Annotated in this window: 13 protein-coding genes; 5 read left to right on the plus strand and 8 right to left on the minus strand. The window is 72.7% G+C overall.

The window, feature by feature from the left end; genetic code table 11:
• Positions 1 to 12 precede the first annotated feature (12 nt).
• Positions 13 to 2,397 (plus strand): nSTAND1 domain-containing NTPase, encoded by a 2,385-nt coding sequence (locus ACWCSU_RS31525; RefSeq protein WP_449939862.1) that lies wholly within the window; start codon positions 13 to 15, stop codon positions 2,395 to 2,397.
• Between the two features lie 129 nt (positions 2,398 to 2,526).
• Positions 2,527 to 2,649 carry a hypothetical protein gene (locus ACWCSU_RS31530; RefSeq protein WP_357699066.1) on the plus strand — a complete coding sequence of 41 codons (123 nt, stop codon included), beginning with the start codon at positions 2,527 to 2,529 and terminating at the stop codon, positions 2,647 to 2,649.
• Positions 2,650 to 2,726: 77 nt separating this feature from the next.
• On the opposite strand, the gene ACWCSU_RS31535 is transcribed toward ACWCSU_RS31530, so the two are convergent.
• A complete protein-coding gene (locus tag ACWCSU_RS31535; protein WP_449939865.1) occupies positions 2,727 to 3,362 on the minus strand; it encodes a TetR/AcrR family transcriptional regulator in 636 nt (211 codons plus the stop codon).
• 83 nt (positions 3,363 to 3,445) lie between these two features.
• Between ACWCSU_RS31535 and ACWCSU_RS31540 the strand changes: the two genes are divergently transcribed.
• Complete coding sequence (locus tag ACWCSU_RS31540; protein ID WP_357699062.1) at positions 3,446 to 4,606, plus strand: FAD-dependent monooxygenase; 1,161 nt, start codon at positions 3,446 to 3,448, stop codon at positions 4,604 to 4,606.
• Here the strand turns inward: ACWCSU_RS31540 and ACWCSU_RS31545 are convergent.
• The 5 genes from ACWCSU_RS31545 to ACWCSU_RS31565 all read right to left on the minus strand — a co-directional run bounded on the left by ACWCSU_RS31545 (position 4,575) and on the right by ACWCSU_RS31565 (position 10,317).
• Complete coding sequence (locus tag ACWCSU_RS31545; protein ID WP_449939868.1) at positions 4,575 to 5,543, minus strand: hypothetical protein; 969 nt, start codon at positions 5,541 to 5,543, stop codon at positions 4,575 to 4,577. The two genes, ACWCSU_RS31540 and ACWCSU_RS31545, sit on opposite strands and share 32 nt — an antisense overlap.
• A gap of 164 nt (positions 5,544 to 5,707) precedes the next feature.
• Positions 5,708 to 6,082: a VOC family protein gene (locus ACWCSU_RS31550; protein ID WP_357699058.1), complete on the minus strand. Its 375-nt coding sequence runs from the start codon at positions 6,080 to 6,082 to the stop codon at positions 5,708 to 5,710.
• A 54-nt stretch (positions 6,083 to 6,136) separates the two neighbouring features.
• Positions 6,137 to 8,320: an accessory Sec system translocase SecA2 gene (secA2, locus tag ACWCSU_RS31555; protein WP_449939871.1), complete on the minus strand. Its 2,184-nt coding sequence runs from the start codon at positions 8,318 to 8,320 to the stop codon at positions 6,137 to 6,139.
• Between the two features lie 134 nt (positions 8,321 to 8,454).
• Positions 8,455 to 9,312: a DMT family transporter gene (locus tag ACWCSU_RS31560; RefSeq protein WP_449939873.1), complete on the minus strand. Its 858-nt coding sequence runs from the start codon at positions 9,310 to 9,312 to the stop codon at positions 8,455 to 8,457.
• Positions 9,313 to 9,501: 189 nt separating this feature from the next.
• A complete protein-coding gene (locus ACWCSU_RS31565) occupies positions 9,502 to 10,317 on the minus strand; it encodes an SAM-dependent methyltransferase (RefSeq protein ID WP_449939875.1) in 816 nt (271 codons plus the stop codon).
• Positions 10,318 to 10,507: 190 nt separating this feature from the next.
• Between ACWCSU_RS31565 and ACWCSU_RS31570 the strand changes: the two genes are divergently transcribed.
• Positions 10,508 to 10,795, plus strand: a complete 288-nt coding sequence (locus ACWCSU_RS31570; protein WP_352352063.1) for a PRC-barrel domain containing protein — start codon at positions 10,508 to 10,510, stop codon at positions 10,793 to 10,795.
• Between the two features lie 93 nt (positions 10,796 to 10,888).
• Here the strand turns inward: ACWCSU_RS31570 and ACWCSU_RS31575 are convergent, their stop codons facing one another.
• Positions 10,889 to 11,440, minus strand: a complete 552-nt coding sequence (locus ACWCSU_RS31575; RefSeq protein ID WP_364084808.1) for a nucleotidyltransferase — start codon at positions 11,438 to 11,440, stop codon at positions 10,889 to 10,891.
• A 140-nt stretch (positions 11,441 to 11,580) separates the two neighbouring features.
• Here ACWCSU_RS31575 and ACWCSU_RS31580 point away from each other — a divergent pair, with 140 nt between their 5' ends.
• Entirely contained in the window at positions 11,581 to 12,066 is a 486-nt protein-coding gene (locus ACWCSU_RS31580; protein WP_357699048.1) for a DUF1360 domain-containing protein, read from the plus strand.
• Here ACWCSU_RS31580 and ACWCSU_RS31585 read toward each other — a convergent pair.
• Entirely contained in the window at positions 12,063 to 13,016 is a 954-nt protein-coding gene (locus tag ACWCSU_RS31585) for a TIGR03557 family F420-dependent LLM class oxidoreductase (protein WP_357699046.1), read from the minus strand. The two genes, ACWCSU_RS31580 and ACWCSU_RS31585, sit on opposite strands and share 4 nt — an antisense overlap.
• Positions 13,017 to 13,036: the final 20 nt, after the last annotated feature.

A 13,036-nucleotide genomic window follows, 5' to 3' on the forward strand; every position in this document is an offset into this window, starting at 1 on the left:
ATCTAATCCCGCATGACTGATCGGCTGGGAGGCTACTGGCTCGGCGCCCGGCTCGACGGCGGCGGGCGGACGACCGTCCGCGAGGCCTACGACGAGTCGGGCGGTCGCCATGCGCTCCACCTGCCCGGGCCGGGCGCGTACGCACAGGTCAGGGAGGTGCGGTCGGTGCACGCCGCGCGGCTGGTCGAGGCGTGCCCGCAGGGCGATCCGCCGTATCTGGTCAGCGAGTACATCGAGGGGCCGACGCTGCGCCAGGTCGTCGACCGGCACGGCCCCTTCGCCGGCGACGACCTCTACCGCCTGGCCGCCGCCACGGCCACCGCGCTGGCCGCGGTGCACGAGGCGGGGGCGGTGCACGGGTCGCTCACGCCCGACAAGATCATCTTAGGCGCCGACGGGCCGCGCCTGGTGGGGCTGGGGCTGGCCGACGCCGAGGCGGGCCCGGCCGGTGACGTCCAGGCGTGGGGGCGGGTCCTGCTGTTCGCCGCGTACGGGCTCACCGAGCGATTAGGCAACGGGGAGCGCCTCGACCGGCTGTTACGCGGCCTGGTCGCCGCCGCGCTCCACGACGACCCCGAGCAGCGCCCGGACGCCCGCGGCCTGCTCATGTCCCTGCTCGACGCCCCTCAGTCGCAGCTCGGCCGCCTGCTGCCGCCCGAGCCCGTCGACGACCCGCCGCTCGGCGCCCGCGCCGAGGCGATCTACCTCCAGCTCTGCCGGGCAGACCAGGATCTGGTGCCCGAAGTCTTCCTCCGCCTGGTCGGGCTCGACGACTCCGGCTGCGACACCGTGGCCCCCGCACTCCGCGACGACCTGGTCGCCGGACGCGCCCCCGACGAGGTGGCCGCGATCGACCGGGTCCTGGAGACGTACGGGAAGGCCGGCATCCTGACGATCGCCGACCGGGGGCCCCTGACGATCACGTACGCGGCGCTGCTGCGGGCCTGGCCGCGCCTGCACGAGTGGCTGGACAGCGAGCGGGACGGCCTGGCCGTGCACCGGGAGCTGGCCCGGGCGGCGCGGGCCTGGGACGCGGGCGGGCGCCGCGAGTCCGACCTCTACCAGGGAGAACCCCTCGACCGGGCGCTGGCGTGGGCGGCCGGCGGGCGGCGGCGGGTCACCCTGAGCGCCGGCGAGCAGACCTTCCTGGACGAGGGCCTCGGACGGGCCCGCGGCGGGGCGCGCAGGCGGCGGGCGCTCATGGCGGGGCTGCTGTCGGTCGCGGTGCTGGCGGCGCTGCTCGCGCTGTGGCAGCGCGGGGCCGCCGACGGGCGGCTGGAGCAGGCGATGGCCAAGGTGGCCGCGTCGCGGGCGGAGGCGCTGCGGGTGGCCGACCCGGTGACCGCGCGCCGGCTGAGCCTGGCGGCCTGGCGGCTGGCCCAGGTGCCGCAGGCGCGGCGGGTGCTGACGGCGGCGGCGGCCGACCCGGCCGTGGACGTCTTCACCGCCCCGGAGGCCGGGCCGCACTCGTTGTACGCGATCAGCGACGACGGCTCCCGGCTCGCCACGCTGACCGGCGCCACGGTACGCGTCTACGACGTCCCCGGGCGCCGCCGGCTGGCCGAGACGAACGGTCCCGAGCAGAGCGTGCGGGCGATGGCCTGGTCCCCCGACGGGCGCACGCTGGCGTTCGTGGGCGTGGACCGGTCGTACCTGTGGGACACCGCGTCGGGGCGGGGCGTCGGGCCGCCGTTCGGGAGGGGGCTGGGCGCGCCGGGCGAGCAGTCGGCCTGGTTCAGCCCGGGTGGCGGGCTGCTGTTCGCGGCGGCCCGGCAGTCGGGCGAGCGGTGGGCCTGGGACCTGCGGGCCCGCCGGGCGGCCTTCGTCGGCGAGTACGCCGTGGCCGGTCCCGGCGACCGGGTGGCGCTGACGTTCGAGGGCCGGCGTTCGGCGATCAGGCGCGGCGGCCGCGTCACCCCCGCGCCCTGGCTGGACCGCATGCCGTGGGAGTACACGACGTTCGCGCCCGACGGCGAGCGGGTGGCCATCGCCGAGGAGACCGGCATCCAGATCTACGACCTGGACGGCGTGCCCGTGCTCGGCACCCGCCTGCGGCCCTCCCCGGGGCACCTGCGCTTCAGCCCGGACGGCCGGCTGCTGGCCGGGACGGACAACGACCGGGTGCGGGTGTGGCGCGTGCCCGACCGCACGTTGCTGGCCGAGCGCCAGGTGCCGGTGGGCGGCGCGGACCAGCCGGCGCGGGCGGTGCTCGCGGGCGACGGGCGCACGGCGCGCGTGCTGGCCGCGGGCGGGACGGTGCTCACGCTGGACCTGGCCCGATCGCCCGCGTCCGGTGACCCGGCGTCGGCGGTCTGCGCCCGCTACGGGGGCCTGTCGGCGGCGGACTGGGCCCGCCACCTGCCCGAGGTGCCCTACCGCGCGACCTGTCCCGGCTGATTTCCGGATATACGCGAATATTTCTCGAATTCGTGCCGTGGATCGTGAACCAACCCCTTGCCGGGCACGTAACTGTAGTCATACGGTCACCGTGAGCTGTTGTTCGACGAGAAGGAGAGTTCCCCCCGTATGGGCAGGCATGAGGCACCCCCCAAGGACGAGTCGCCCGAGGCCGGCGCGGCCGACGACCACCGGGAGCCTCGCGGCGGCAAGCACGCGAGGGACGGCCAGGACGCGGGCGGCGACGACTAGGCCGCCGGCAGGTCGCGCACAGACCGCGGCACAGGCCATGAACAGGCCATGAACCGGCGATGCAGGCGCCGGCGGTCCTATCCGCCGGCGCCTTCGCCACGCAGACCGGCACCTTCGCCACGCAGGCCGGCGCCTTCCTCACGCAGACCGGCGCCTTCGTCACGCAGCATTCCGGCGAGCAGGTCGGCCATCGCGAGGGTGAGCTCGTCGAGGGTGGGCACGGCGCCCGCGCCCGCGATCGCGTCGAACATCAGCCCCTCGCCGAAGGCCACGAGCTGGCGGGCGTGGCGCACCGGGTCCTTCGACCCCAGGGCGGCCAGCATGGCGAGCGCCGGGTCGCGGAACCGGCGGCCCGCCCGGTCGTAGATCTCGCGCAGTTCGGGACGTCTGGTGGCCTCCAGGGCCAGTTCGTAGCGGGCCAGGGTGCGCCGGCGGTCGTCCAGCTGCACGCGCAGCACCTCGGCCATCCGGGCGGGCAGGCCGTCGAGGGTGAGCGGCCCCGGCTCGTACGCCGGGGCCATGACCTCCATCTCCAGCTCGGTGAGCCGGGACAGGGTCAGCTCCAGCAGCGCGGCCCGGGTGCGGGCCAGGTTGGACGTCGATCCGGGCGGCAGCCCGGCCGCCTCGTCCACGGCGCGGTGGGTCAGGCCGCGCATGCCTCGCTCGGCCAGCAGGGTGATGGCCGTGTCGGCGACGGTCTCCGCTCGTTTCACGGACCGAATACTACAGGGGTAGTGTCACCGAACTACAGATGTAGTACGGTGACACTACAGACGTAGTAACCAAGGAGGCGATCATGCCCAAGGCTGTGGTGATCGGCGGCGGCATCGGAGGGCTGGCCGGCGGCGTGGCGCTGCGCCGCAAGGGGTGGGAGGTGAGCGTCCTGGAGCGGGTGGCCGCCGTCGAGCCCGTCGGATCGGGGCTCGCGATCGCCGCCAACGCCCTGAAGGCGCTCGACACGCTGGGCCTGGGCGACCGGGTGCGCGAGCTGTCCACGGTGGAGGGCCCGCTCGGCGTGCGCCGGGCCGACGGCCGCTGGCTGACGCGCACCACCACCGACCACGCCGACGCCCGCTACGGGGACTCAGTGGTCGTCATGCTGCGGGCCACGCTGATGGACGTGCTCGCCGACGCCCTGGGGCCGGGCGTCCTGCGGCTGGGCACCACCGTGACGGGCGTGGACGCCGGGCGGGGGATCGTGCGCACGGACGCGGGCGAGATCGAGGCCGACCTCGTCGTGGGCGCCGACGGCATCCACTCGGCGACGCGGCGGGCGCTCTTCCCCGGGCATCCGGGACCGGCGTACGCGGGGGTCACGGCGTGGCGGGCGCTCGTCCCGCGCGGCGATCTGGCGATCCCCCGGTCGGAGAGCTGGGGAAGGGGGCTCGTGTTCGGCGTCCACCAGCTCGCCGACGACCTGGTCTACCTGTACGCCACCGACCTGTCACCGGCGGGCGCCACCCACGGGGACGAGCGGGAGGAGCTGCTGCGCAGGTTCGGCGGCTGGCACGAGCCGATCCCGGCGCTGCTGCGGGCCGCCGACCCCGCCCGGATCATCCGCAACGACGTGTACTACCTCAAGACGCCGCTTCCCGCCCTCCACCAGGGCAAAGTGGCGCTGGTGGGCGACGCCGCCCATCCGATGACCCCGAACCTGGGCCAGGGCGCCTGCCAGGCGCTGGAGGACGCCGTGGTGCTCGCGCACCTGGCGGGCGGCGACCTCGCCGCCTACACCGCCGCCCGGCTGGCGCGCACGTCGGCCGTGGTGCGGCAGTCGATGACGATCTGCCGGGTGACCAAGGTGCGCAACCCCGTCGCCGTACGGCTGCGCGACCTCGCCGTGACCGTGGCGGGCCGGGTCAGCCCCGAGCTGATGCTGCGTTCGATGGACGACGTGCTGTCCTGGCGTCCGCCGGTGGAGGCGGTCACTGACCGGACGCGGGCCGCTGACCGGTGACCGCGCCCTCGGAGTCAGCCTTGGACGCCGCCTGGGACGCCGCCTGGGACGCAGCCTCGGCGGCCACCGTCGCCGAGGTGAGCACCGGCGGCACGGGAGCGGGGGCGGGGGCGGGCTTGGAGTGGTCGGGGGTGAGGCGGCCCAGGGTGATCGTGCCGCCGATGGTGAGCGCCCCGGCCAGCAGGGCGGGGATCGCCGTGGACGGGCTGGTGGGCAGCGGTTCGCCGAGCAGGATCGCCCCCGCCAGCACCGACGTGATCGGGTCGATGACCTGGACGCCGGCGTAGGCGATGCCGAAGTAGCCGACCGCGTACGAGCGCTGGAGCAGCACGACGGCGCAGACCAGCAGCACCGGCACGGCCAGCGTGAACCAGTGGATCAGCCGGCCCCACTCCCCCTCCAGCCCGCCGCCGACCACCCGGACGAACGTCGAGACGCTGGCCGTCACCACGCCCGCGCCCACCGAGAGCAGCAGCGCCCGCGCCGGCCCGTGGAAGCGCCGCGCGAGCAGCTGCGAGACCAGCGCGACCGCCGCGATGACGCCCAGGAAGCCGAGCGCGGCGCCGCTGCTCAGCCGGGGGACGACGTTGTGCTGCGGCACCAGCAGCATGAGCCAGAGCAGGCCCACCGCCACGGCGATCGAGCCGAGGATCTCCGCCCGGTACGGCTTGCGCCCGTACATGAAGGCGGCCAGCGGCACCGCGAACACCAGGGTGGCCACGCTGATCGGCTGCACGGCCACCAGGGGCGCGAAACTGAGCGCCACAGCGTGCAGGCACGCCCCGGCGAAGCCGATCACGCCGCCGATCCACCAGCGGGGACGCCGGACCAGCTTGAGGGAGGCGCCCGCCGACACGGCCTCGTACTGTTGGAGGGCGGCGCCGAGGGCGTATCCCAGCGCTCCGGCCAGCGCGATGAACAGTCCGACCCAGGTCATCGGCGCCCGCGCAGGGGCAAGGATCCGTGCAGGAGCATTGCTCCAGCTTAGGAGCCGAGCAGAGCACTACCATCCTTCTTTAGGCTGATTAATCACCTAAATGCGGCTGTCACCTGCACGAACATGTTGCTGATCCTTGGCCCTCCGCGGGGGCGTCACGGCGCTTACGATTGCTCGGGAACCACGCAGAACAGGTGCCCCTCCGGGTCCTGCAGCACGATCCAGCGCGTGCCCTCCTCCGTGACGCCCGGCTGGAACTCCGGCTTGACCGCCCCGAGCGCGATGTACTCCTCGACCGCCTTGTCCAGGTCCGGGACGCGGAAGTCGAAGTGGAACTTCTTGTCCGGGCTGGGCCAGGTGCCCGGCTTGTAACCGGGGACGCGGCCGAAGTAGATGTTGGTGGAGCCGTCGCCGATCGCCGCGTACTCCTCCTCCGAGTACTGGATCTCGAAGCCGGTCACCTCGTGGTAGAAGGCGGCCAGCTTCCGGGGGTCGTCGCAGTCGATGGTGAAGGCGATGAGCTTGGCTTTCGTCGTCATGTGTCCACGCTGGCAGGCGTACCTGTCATCTTCTGTCAGGTACGCCCGGCGGGTTCAGCCGCGACGTGTGGCGGCGGTCACGCGCTTGAGGATCCGGTCCCATTCCGTGCCGAACGGGTTGTCCTGCACCAGGTACGTCCACGTGGCCGACGGGCGCTTGAGGTCGGGCTCGGGGGCCTCGAAGGACTCCAGCGAGCGGCGTTCGACCTCGGCCTGCAGCGCCTTGTACTCGGCCACGGCCTCCCGCTGGAACTCGTCGACCGGGCTCATCCGGCCCAGCGCGCGCAGGTGGATGCCCTCGCGCAGGTCGTTGAGGAAGGCCAGGTGCTCGGTCCAGCAGGTGTCGATGGCGTGCAGGACGATCTGGCGGGCCGTCTCGTCCCTGGTGTCCTCGGGCAGCTCGGCCCAGCGCCCGGCGTCGGCCTCGGCCAGCGCCTTGGCGGCGGCGTCGCCGTGGAGGACCTTGTCACGCCATTCGAGGATCAGCTCACGCTGGTGTTCGAGCAGGCGGGTGTAGCGCCAGGTGTTGCGGTGGATCTCCAGGTTGACGCCCTCGGCGACCCGCTGGGCGTGACCCACGATGTACGCGCCGCGCCGGTGGCGCACCAGGCCGTCGGGGTCGGCGGCGGGCGGGCGCTCGTCGGGGACGAACTGGGTGATCAGGTCGTCGGTCATGCTGACGAAGAAGACCGAGCCGCCGGGGTCGCCCTGGCGGCCGGCCCGGCCGCGGAGCTGGTCGTCGAGGCGGCTGCTGGCGTGCCGGCCGGAGCCGATCACGTAGAGGCCGCCGAGCTCGGCCACGCCCTCGCCGAGCCGGATGTCGGTGCCGCGGCCGGCCATCTGGGTGGAGACGGTGATCGCGCCGCGCTCGCCCGCCCTGGCGATGATCGTGGCCTCTTCGGCGTCGTTCTTGGCGTTGAGCACGACCGGTTCCATGCCGCGGCGTTGCAGCAGCTTGGCGAGGTTCTCCGACTCGGCCACGTCGAGGGTGCCGATGAGGATCGGCCGGCCCGTCTCGTGCACCTCCTGGATCTCCTCGACCAGCGCAGCGTCCTTGTCGGGGACGGTCGGGTAGACGCGGTCGGGCTCGTCCTGCCGCACGCACGGCCGGTTGGACGGGATGACCGCGACCTTGAGGCCGTAGAACTCGCCGAGCTGCTCGTTGACCGCGACGGCGGTGCCCGTCATGCCGCAGATCTGCGGGTAGCGGCGGATCAGCCCCTGGACGGTGATCGAGTCGAGGATCTCGCCCTTCTCGCTCGGCGGCAGCGCCTCCTTGGCCTCCACGGCCGCCTGGAGCCCGTCGGGCCAGCGCTGGAGCAGCGCCACCCGGCCGCGCGAGGGGTTGATGAGCTGCACCCTGCCGTCGCGGACGATGTAGTCGACGTCGCGGGCGAGCAGCGCGTGGGCGTGCAGCGCGAGGTTGAGCTCGATGAGGGTGCCGGGCTCGTGCTCGTCGTAGAGCTCGACGCCCAGGATGTTCTCGACGCTGTCGGCGCCCTTGGGGGTGAGGTAGACGTTGCGCGCCTGCTCGTCGATCTCGTAGTGGTAGCCGCGGACCAGCGTGCGGACCAGCGCCGCCATCTCCGGCACCGCGCTGCCGGGGTCGGCCGCGCCGGCCATCACCAGCGGCACCCTGGCCTCGTCGACCAGAACGGAGTCGGCCTCGTCGATCAGCGCCACCTCGGGCGCGGGCACGATGATCTCGGCGGGGTCGGTGCGCAGCCGGTCGCGCAGCACGTCGAACCCGATCTCGCTGACCGGCCCGTACGTGACGTCCTTGGCGTAGGCGGCGCGGCGCTCCTCCGGGGTGGAGTTCTGGTCGATCCAGCCCACGGTGACGCCGAGCGACTCGTAGAGCGGGCCCATCCACTCGGCGTCGCGCCTGGCCAGGTAGTCGTTGACGGACATCACGTGGACGCGCTTGCCCTGCAACGCGTAACCGGCGGCGGCCATGGCGCCCGACAGGGTCTTGCCCTCGCCGGTCGCCATCTCGGCCACCTTGCCGTCGAGCAGGGCGAGCGTGCCCAGCAACTGCACGTCGTACGGCCTGAGCCCGAGGGTGCGGTCGGCGGCCTCGCGCACCACGGCGCAGAACTCGGCCAGATCGTCCATGGCCGGCGTCGGCAGCTCTTCGAGCTTCCCGATGCGGCCGGCGCGCTCGTCGGCCGCCTTGACGATCTTCAGATAGGGGGTCAGGTTCACCCCGCCCGGACGATCCAGGAGGTTCCTGAACATTCCCTTTATCGAGGCCACAGTTCCTCCAACGCACGTTTCGCCGGCGCCGTTCCCTTAAGCCGAAATGAGGGAGCGGAGCGACGATACGGCAAGCGTCGCCGTACCGGACCTTAACTCATCACGGGCCCTGGACCTCACATCTCCGTGTCCGCTTTCAGCGCGAGAACCGCGACGGCGGCGAGCAGCAGCGCGCACCCGCCCCACGCGAGCGGCGTGAGCCGTTCACCGAACAGCACGACGCCGATCAGCGCCGCCCCGGCCGCCTCGCCGAGCGAGATGATCGAGACCGTGGTGGCGGGCAGCCCGGTGAGCGCGCGGAAGAACAGGCCGTAGGCCAGGGCCGTGGGGACCGCGCCCAGGTAGAGCAGCAGCGCCGCCGACGACACGCTCAGCTCGGGCAGCACGCCCGCCGGCAGGGCGAAGGGCGCCAGGCAGGCCGCCCCGACCACGAAGCCGCCGACGGCCGTGCCCTGCGGGTCGGTCCTGTGGCGCCGGGAGAAGAGCGTCACGCCGGCGTACCCGGCGGCCGAGAGCAGGGCGTACCCGATGCCGGCCCCGGCCTCGGCCCGGACGACGGACTCCCAGGTGAGCAGGACGAGCCCGGCCGGCGCGGCGGCCAGCGCGGCGCGGGCGACCGGTCCCAGCGGCTCGCGCAGCAGCAGGCGCCCGCCGATCGCGGTGAAGATCGGCGTGGCGCCCATGGTCACGACGGTCGCGACCGCGACGCCGGAGCCGGCGATGGCCGCGAAGTACGCCGTCTGGTAGACGGCCATGCCGGCCCCGACCGGCAGCACGTGCCAGGTGAGCCGCCGCGGGCGCCGGGTGAGCGCGAGGAGGAAGGCGGCGCCGAGCAGGTAACGCCAGAAGGAGACGCCGACGGGACCGAGATGGCCGGACTCGAACAGCAGCGCGCCGGCGGCGCCGCCGGTGCCCCAGGCGGTGGCGGCCACGGAGACGTAGACGGCGCCACGGCGAGCGGAGACAGGGGTCATGACAGGAGTTCTCCGGATGGAGTGGTCGGAATGGGCCCGTGTGCGGGCAGCAACCACCCCCGGATCCGTCAGACCCGGAAATTCCTGGAACGCCGCCGCCCGCTAGAGGGCGGGCGGCGGGGAGCAGATGAGGAGACGACGCGGCATGGGCGACACCCTAGCCGTCACCGGTCGTGAGGCGCACCGGGATTACGGCTTGCGGGCCACGCCGCCCAGCAGCAGTTCCTCCCAGGGGGCCAGCGGGCCGGGCAGCCGGTCGTCGGGGTGCCATTCCGGGAAGTGCACCACCCCGGGCTCGACCAGGACGAGCCCGTCGAAGTACGCCTCGATCGCCGTCCGGTCGCGGAAGTGGCCGGTGCCCATGGTGGCCTGGAGCAGGGTCTCCAGGGCCTTGGCCTTGGGGTTCTCGGAGGCGAGCATGTTGGAGACGGCCAGGTGGCTGCCGGGGGCGAGCTCGGCGACGTACCGCCGGACCAGGCCGTGGGGGTCGTCGGCGTCGGGGAACAGGTGCAGCAGCCCGACGGCGAGCAGGGCCGTGGGCTGGTCGAGGTCGATCAGGCGGCCCAGCTCGGGGTGGCCGAGCACGGCCTCGACGTCGCGGGCGTCGGCGGTGATCGCGGTGGCATTGGGGTTGCCGCTCAGGATGGCGCGGGCGTGCGGCTCGACCATGGGGTCGAGGTCGACGTAGACGACCCTGGTACGGGGGTCGGCGAACTGGGCGACCTCGTGCGTGTTCTCGATGGTGGGCAGCCCGGCGCCGAGGTCGATGATCTGCCTGATGCCCGCCTCGCGGACGAGGAAGTCGACGACCCGCCCGATGAAGGCCCGGTTGCACCAGACCAGGTCGACCACCTCGGGCACGGCGTCCTTGAGCCGGCGCGCCACCGAACGGTCGACGGAGAAGTTCTCCACGCCGCCCAGCAGGCAGTCGTGCAGGCGGGCCACGCTGGGACGCGTGACATCGACGCCCGCGGGGGCCCACTCCTGCGCTTCGCCGACAGTCATCCGGCCCCCTTTCCAGTCCGTGACGCGGATCGTATCCGCCACCACCGACGCTTTGTGGGGGGTTTACCGGAGTCTGTCCGGGTAGCGGAGGTCTTGCCCGAGAAAAGACGGAAGAAGAGAGGAAGAGAGCCCAATGGAGCTCTGGAACTATCGTGCTGACGTCTATGACCGGGGTCAGAGTCTGGATCTCGTGGGGTACCACGTCCAGGCGACCGACGGGAAGATCGGGTCCGTCGACGAGGCGACGTACGAGGTCGGCGAGAGCTACATCATCGTCGACACCGGTCCCTGGATCTTCGGCAAGAAGGTCATGCTGCCGGCGCAGGTCGTCACGCGCATCGACCCTCAGGAGCGCAACGTGCACGTCGCGCGCACCAAGGCCGAGATCAAGGACGCGCCCGAGTTCGACGAGGGCAGGTACAAGGAGCCCGAGTACCGTACGCGGCTGGGTGACTACTACGGCCGCTACGGCGGGTGACCCTGGACGTCCGCCCCAGAAGGGCAGTTCGTCCTAGAAGGAGGGCCGCGTCCGAAAAGGACGCGGCCCTCCGCCCGTTCCGGGCCACCTCCGTCAGGGCCACCGGCTCTCGCCGCCGGCCACCACCGGCTCGCTCAGCACGCCCAGCCGCTCCAGCAGCGTGACGAACGTCGTCGCGTACGGCGAGTCCGCCGTCACCGCCACCACCCTTGACCAGTCGACCTGCTCGCGCAGCGCCCGCACCTGGGCCAGCAGCGCGCCGTAGTCGCAGGCGTGCTCCGACAGCGGCAGCAGCCACGAGATGACCAGGTCGGTGGCCTCCAGCACCGGCACGATCACCGCCGACGCCTTAAGCGGCTCGGCCCGGTCCAGCAACTCCTCGGTGATCTCGTGGTCGGAGACCCGGAAGATCAGATCGACCAGCCGGCCCTCGTCGTACGCCTTGACCAGCCAGTCCTCCGGCGGTTTGGCCGTCTGGAAGCCCAGCCCGCGCAGGGCCTCCAGCGCGGCGGGCACGTCGTGCTCGGTGAGGACGAAATCGACGTCGTGCAGGGAGGGGGCGGCGCCTCTGGCGTAGGCCGCGCAGCCGCCGGCCAGCGCGAACTTCACCCCGGCGTCCTTCAGCCCGGAGCTCGCGCGCTTCAACGTGTCAAGGATGGCGTCGGTGACCGCATGGCCATGGCTGCTCATGGTTCCGGGCTACCCGCACGATCGTCATGTAGGCGTTGCGGACAGCGCGTAGGGACAGGGCGTAGGGACGGGGGTTGAGGGTAGCGCCACACCCTATGACCGAGATGCTGGAGAAGACGGAACGGGCGTACGGCAACGGGCACGATCGGCCGCTGGGCGGCTACATGGGCATCCTCGCCACGTACGGGGCGGGGGTGGCCGGCGCGGTGGTGGCCACCGTGCTGACCAAGAGGAAGCTGCCCGAGCGGGTCGGGGTCCTGGACCTCGCGCTCATGGCGGCCTGCACGCACAAGGTCTCCCGGCGCCTGGCCAAGGACCCGGTCATGAGCCCCCTGCGGGCGCCCTTCACCAGGTACGAGGGCCAGGGCGGCCCCTCCGAGGTCCAGGAGGAGCCGCGCGGGCCGATGGGCGAGCTGCTGGCCTGCCCGTTCTGCCTGGCCCAGTGGGCGGCCACCGCGTACGCCGTCGGCCTGGTCTTCGCCCCCAGGGTGACCAGGCTCGTCGGCGCCACGATGACCGCGGTCGCCATCTCCGACTGGCTGCAGCTCGGTTACGCCAAGCTGATGAAGTCGGCCGGCTAGCGCACCCTCGGGAGCACTTCGCGCTCGTAGAAGTCGAAGAAGGCGTCCTGCTCGGGGCCGATCTGGTTGACGTAGACCTCGTCGAAGCCGGCGTCCACGTACTGCCTGATCGCCCGCGCGTGGACCTCGGGGTCGGGGCCGACCGGGCTGCCCCCCACGGCCTCGTCCTCGGTGACCGACTCGGCGAGCTGCTCGAAATGGCGTGGCAGCGGCAGGAGCTGCGACGCCTCGCCCTTGATCCCCTGCGTGGGCCACAGGCGGTGGACGGTCTTGCGCGCGGTGGCCTCGTCGGCGGCGTAGCAGGCCTTGAGCCCGCCGAGCGCCGGTTTGTCCCCGCCGCCGGCCTCGCGGAACATCGTGACCGACCCCGCGTCCGGCGCGGTGGAGATGTAGCCGTCGGCCAGCCGTCCGGCCAGCGTCGTCGACTTCTCGCCGAACCCCGACATCAGGATGGGCGCGGGCTCGTCGGGGAGCGTGTAGAGCCGGGCGGTGTCCACGCGGTAGTGCGCGCCCCGGTGGGTCACCAGCCTGCCGGTGAACAGCTCGCGCATCAGCCCGACGGCCTCTTCGAGCATCTCCAGGCGTTCGTCGAGCGGCGGCCAGCGGGACTCGACGACGTGCTCGTTCAGCGCCTCGCCGGTGCCCACGCCCAGCCTGAAGCGTCCGCCGGTGAGCGCCGCCGTGGTGGCGGCGGCCTGCGCGATGACGACCGGGTGCGTACGGACGAGCGGGCAGGTGACGGCTGTGGTGATGGGCAGGGAGGTCGCCTCGGCCAGCGCGCCTATCACGGACCAGACGAAGGGCGCCTGGCCCTGCTCGTCCAGCCAGGGGTGGAAGTGGTCGGAAATCCACAAGGCCGTGAAACCCGCGCGTTCGGCGGCCTTGGCCTGGCGTACCAGTTCTTGGGGGCTGTGTTCCTCGCACGACAAGAAATAGCCGAATGTCGTCATGAATCCCCACCTGCCCGTTA

This window comes from Nonomuraea sp. NPDC001699 (assembly GCF_053596455.1).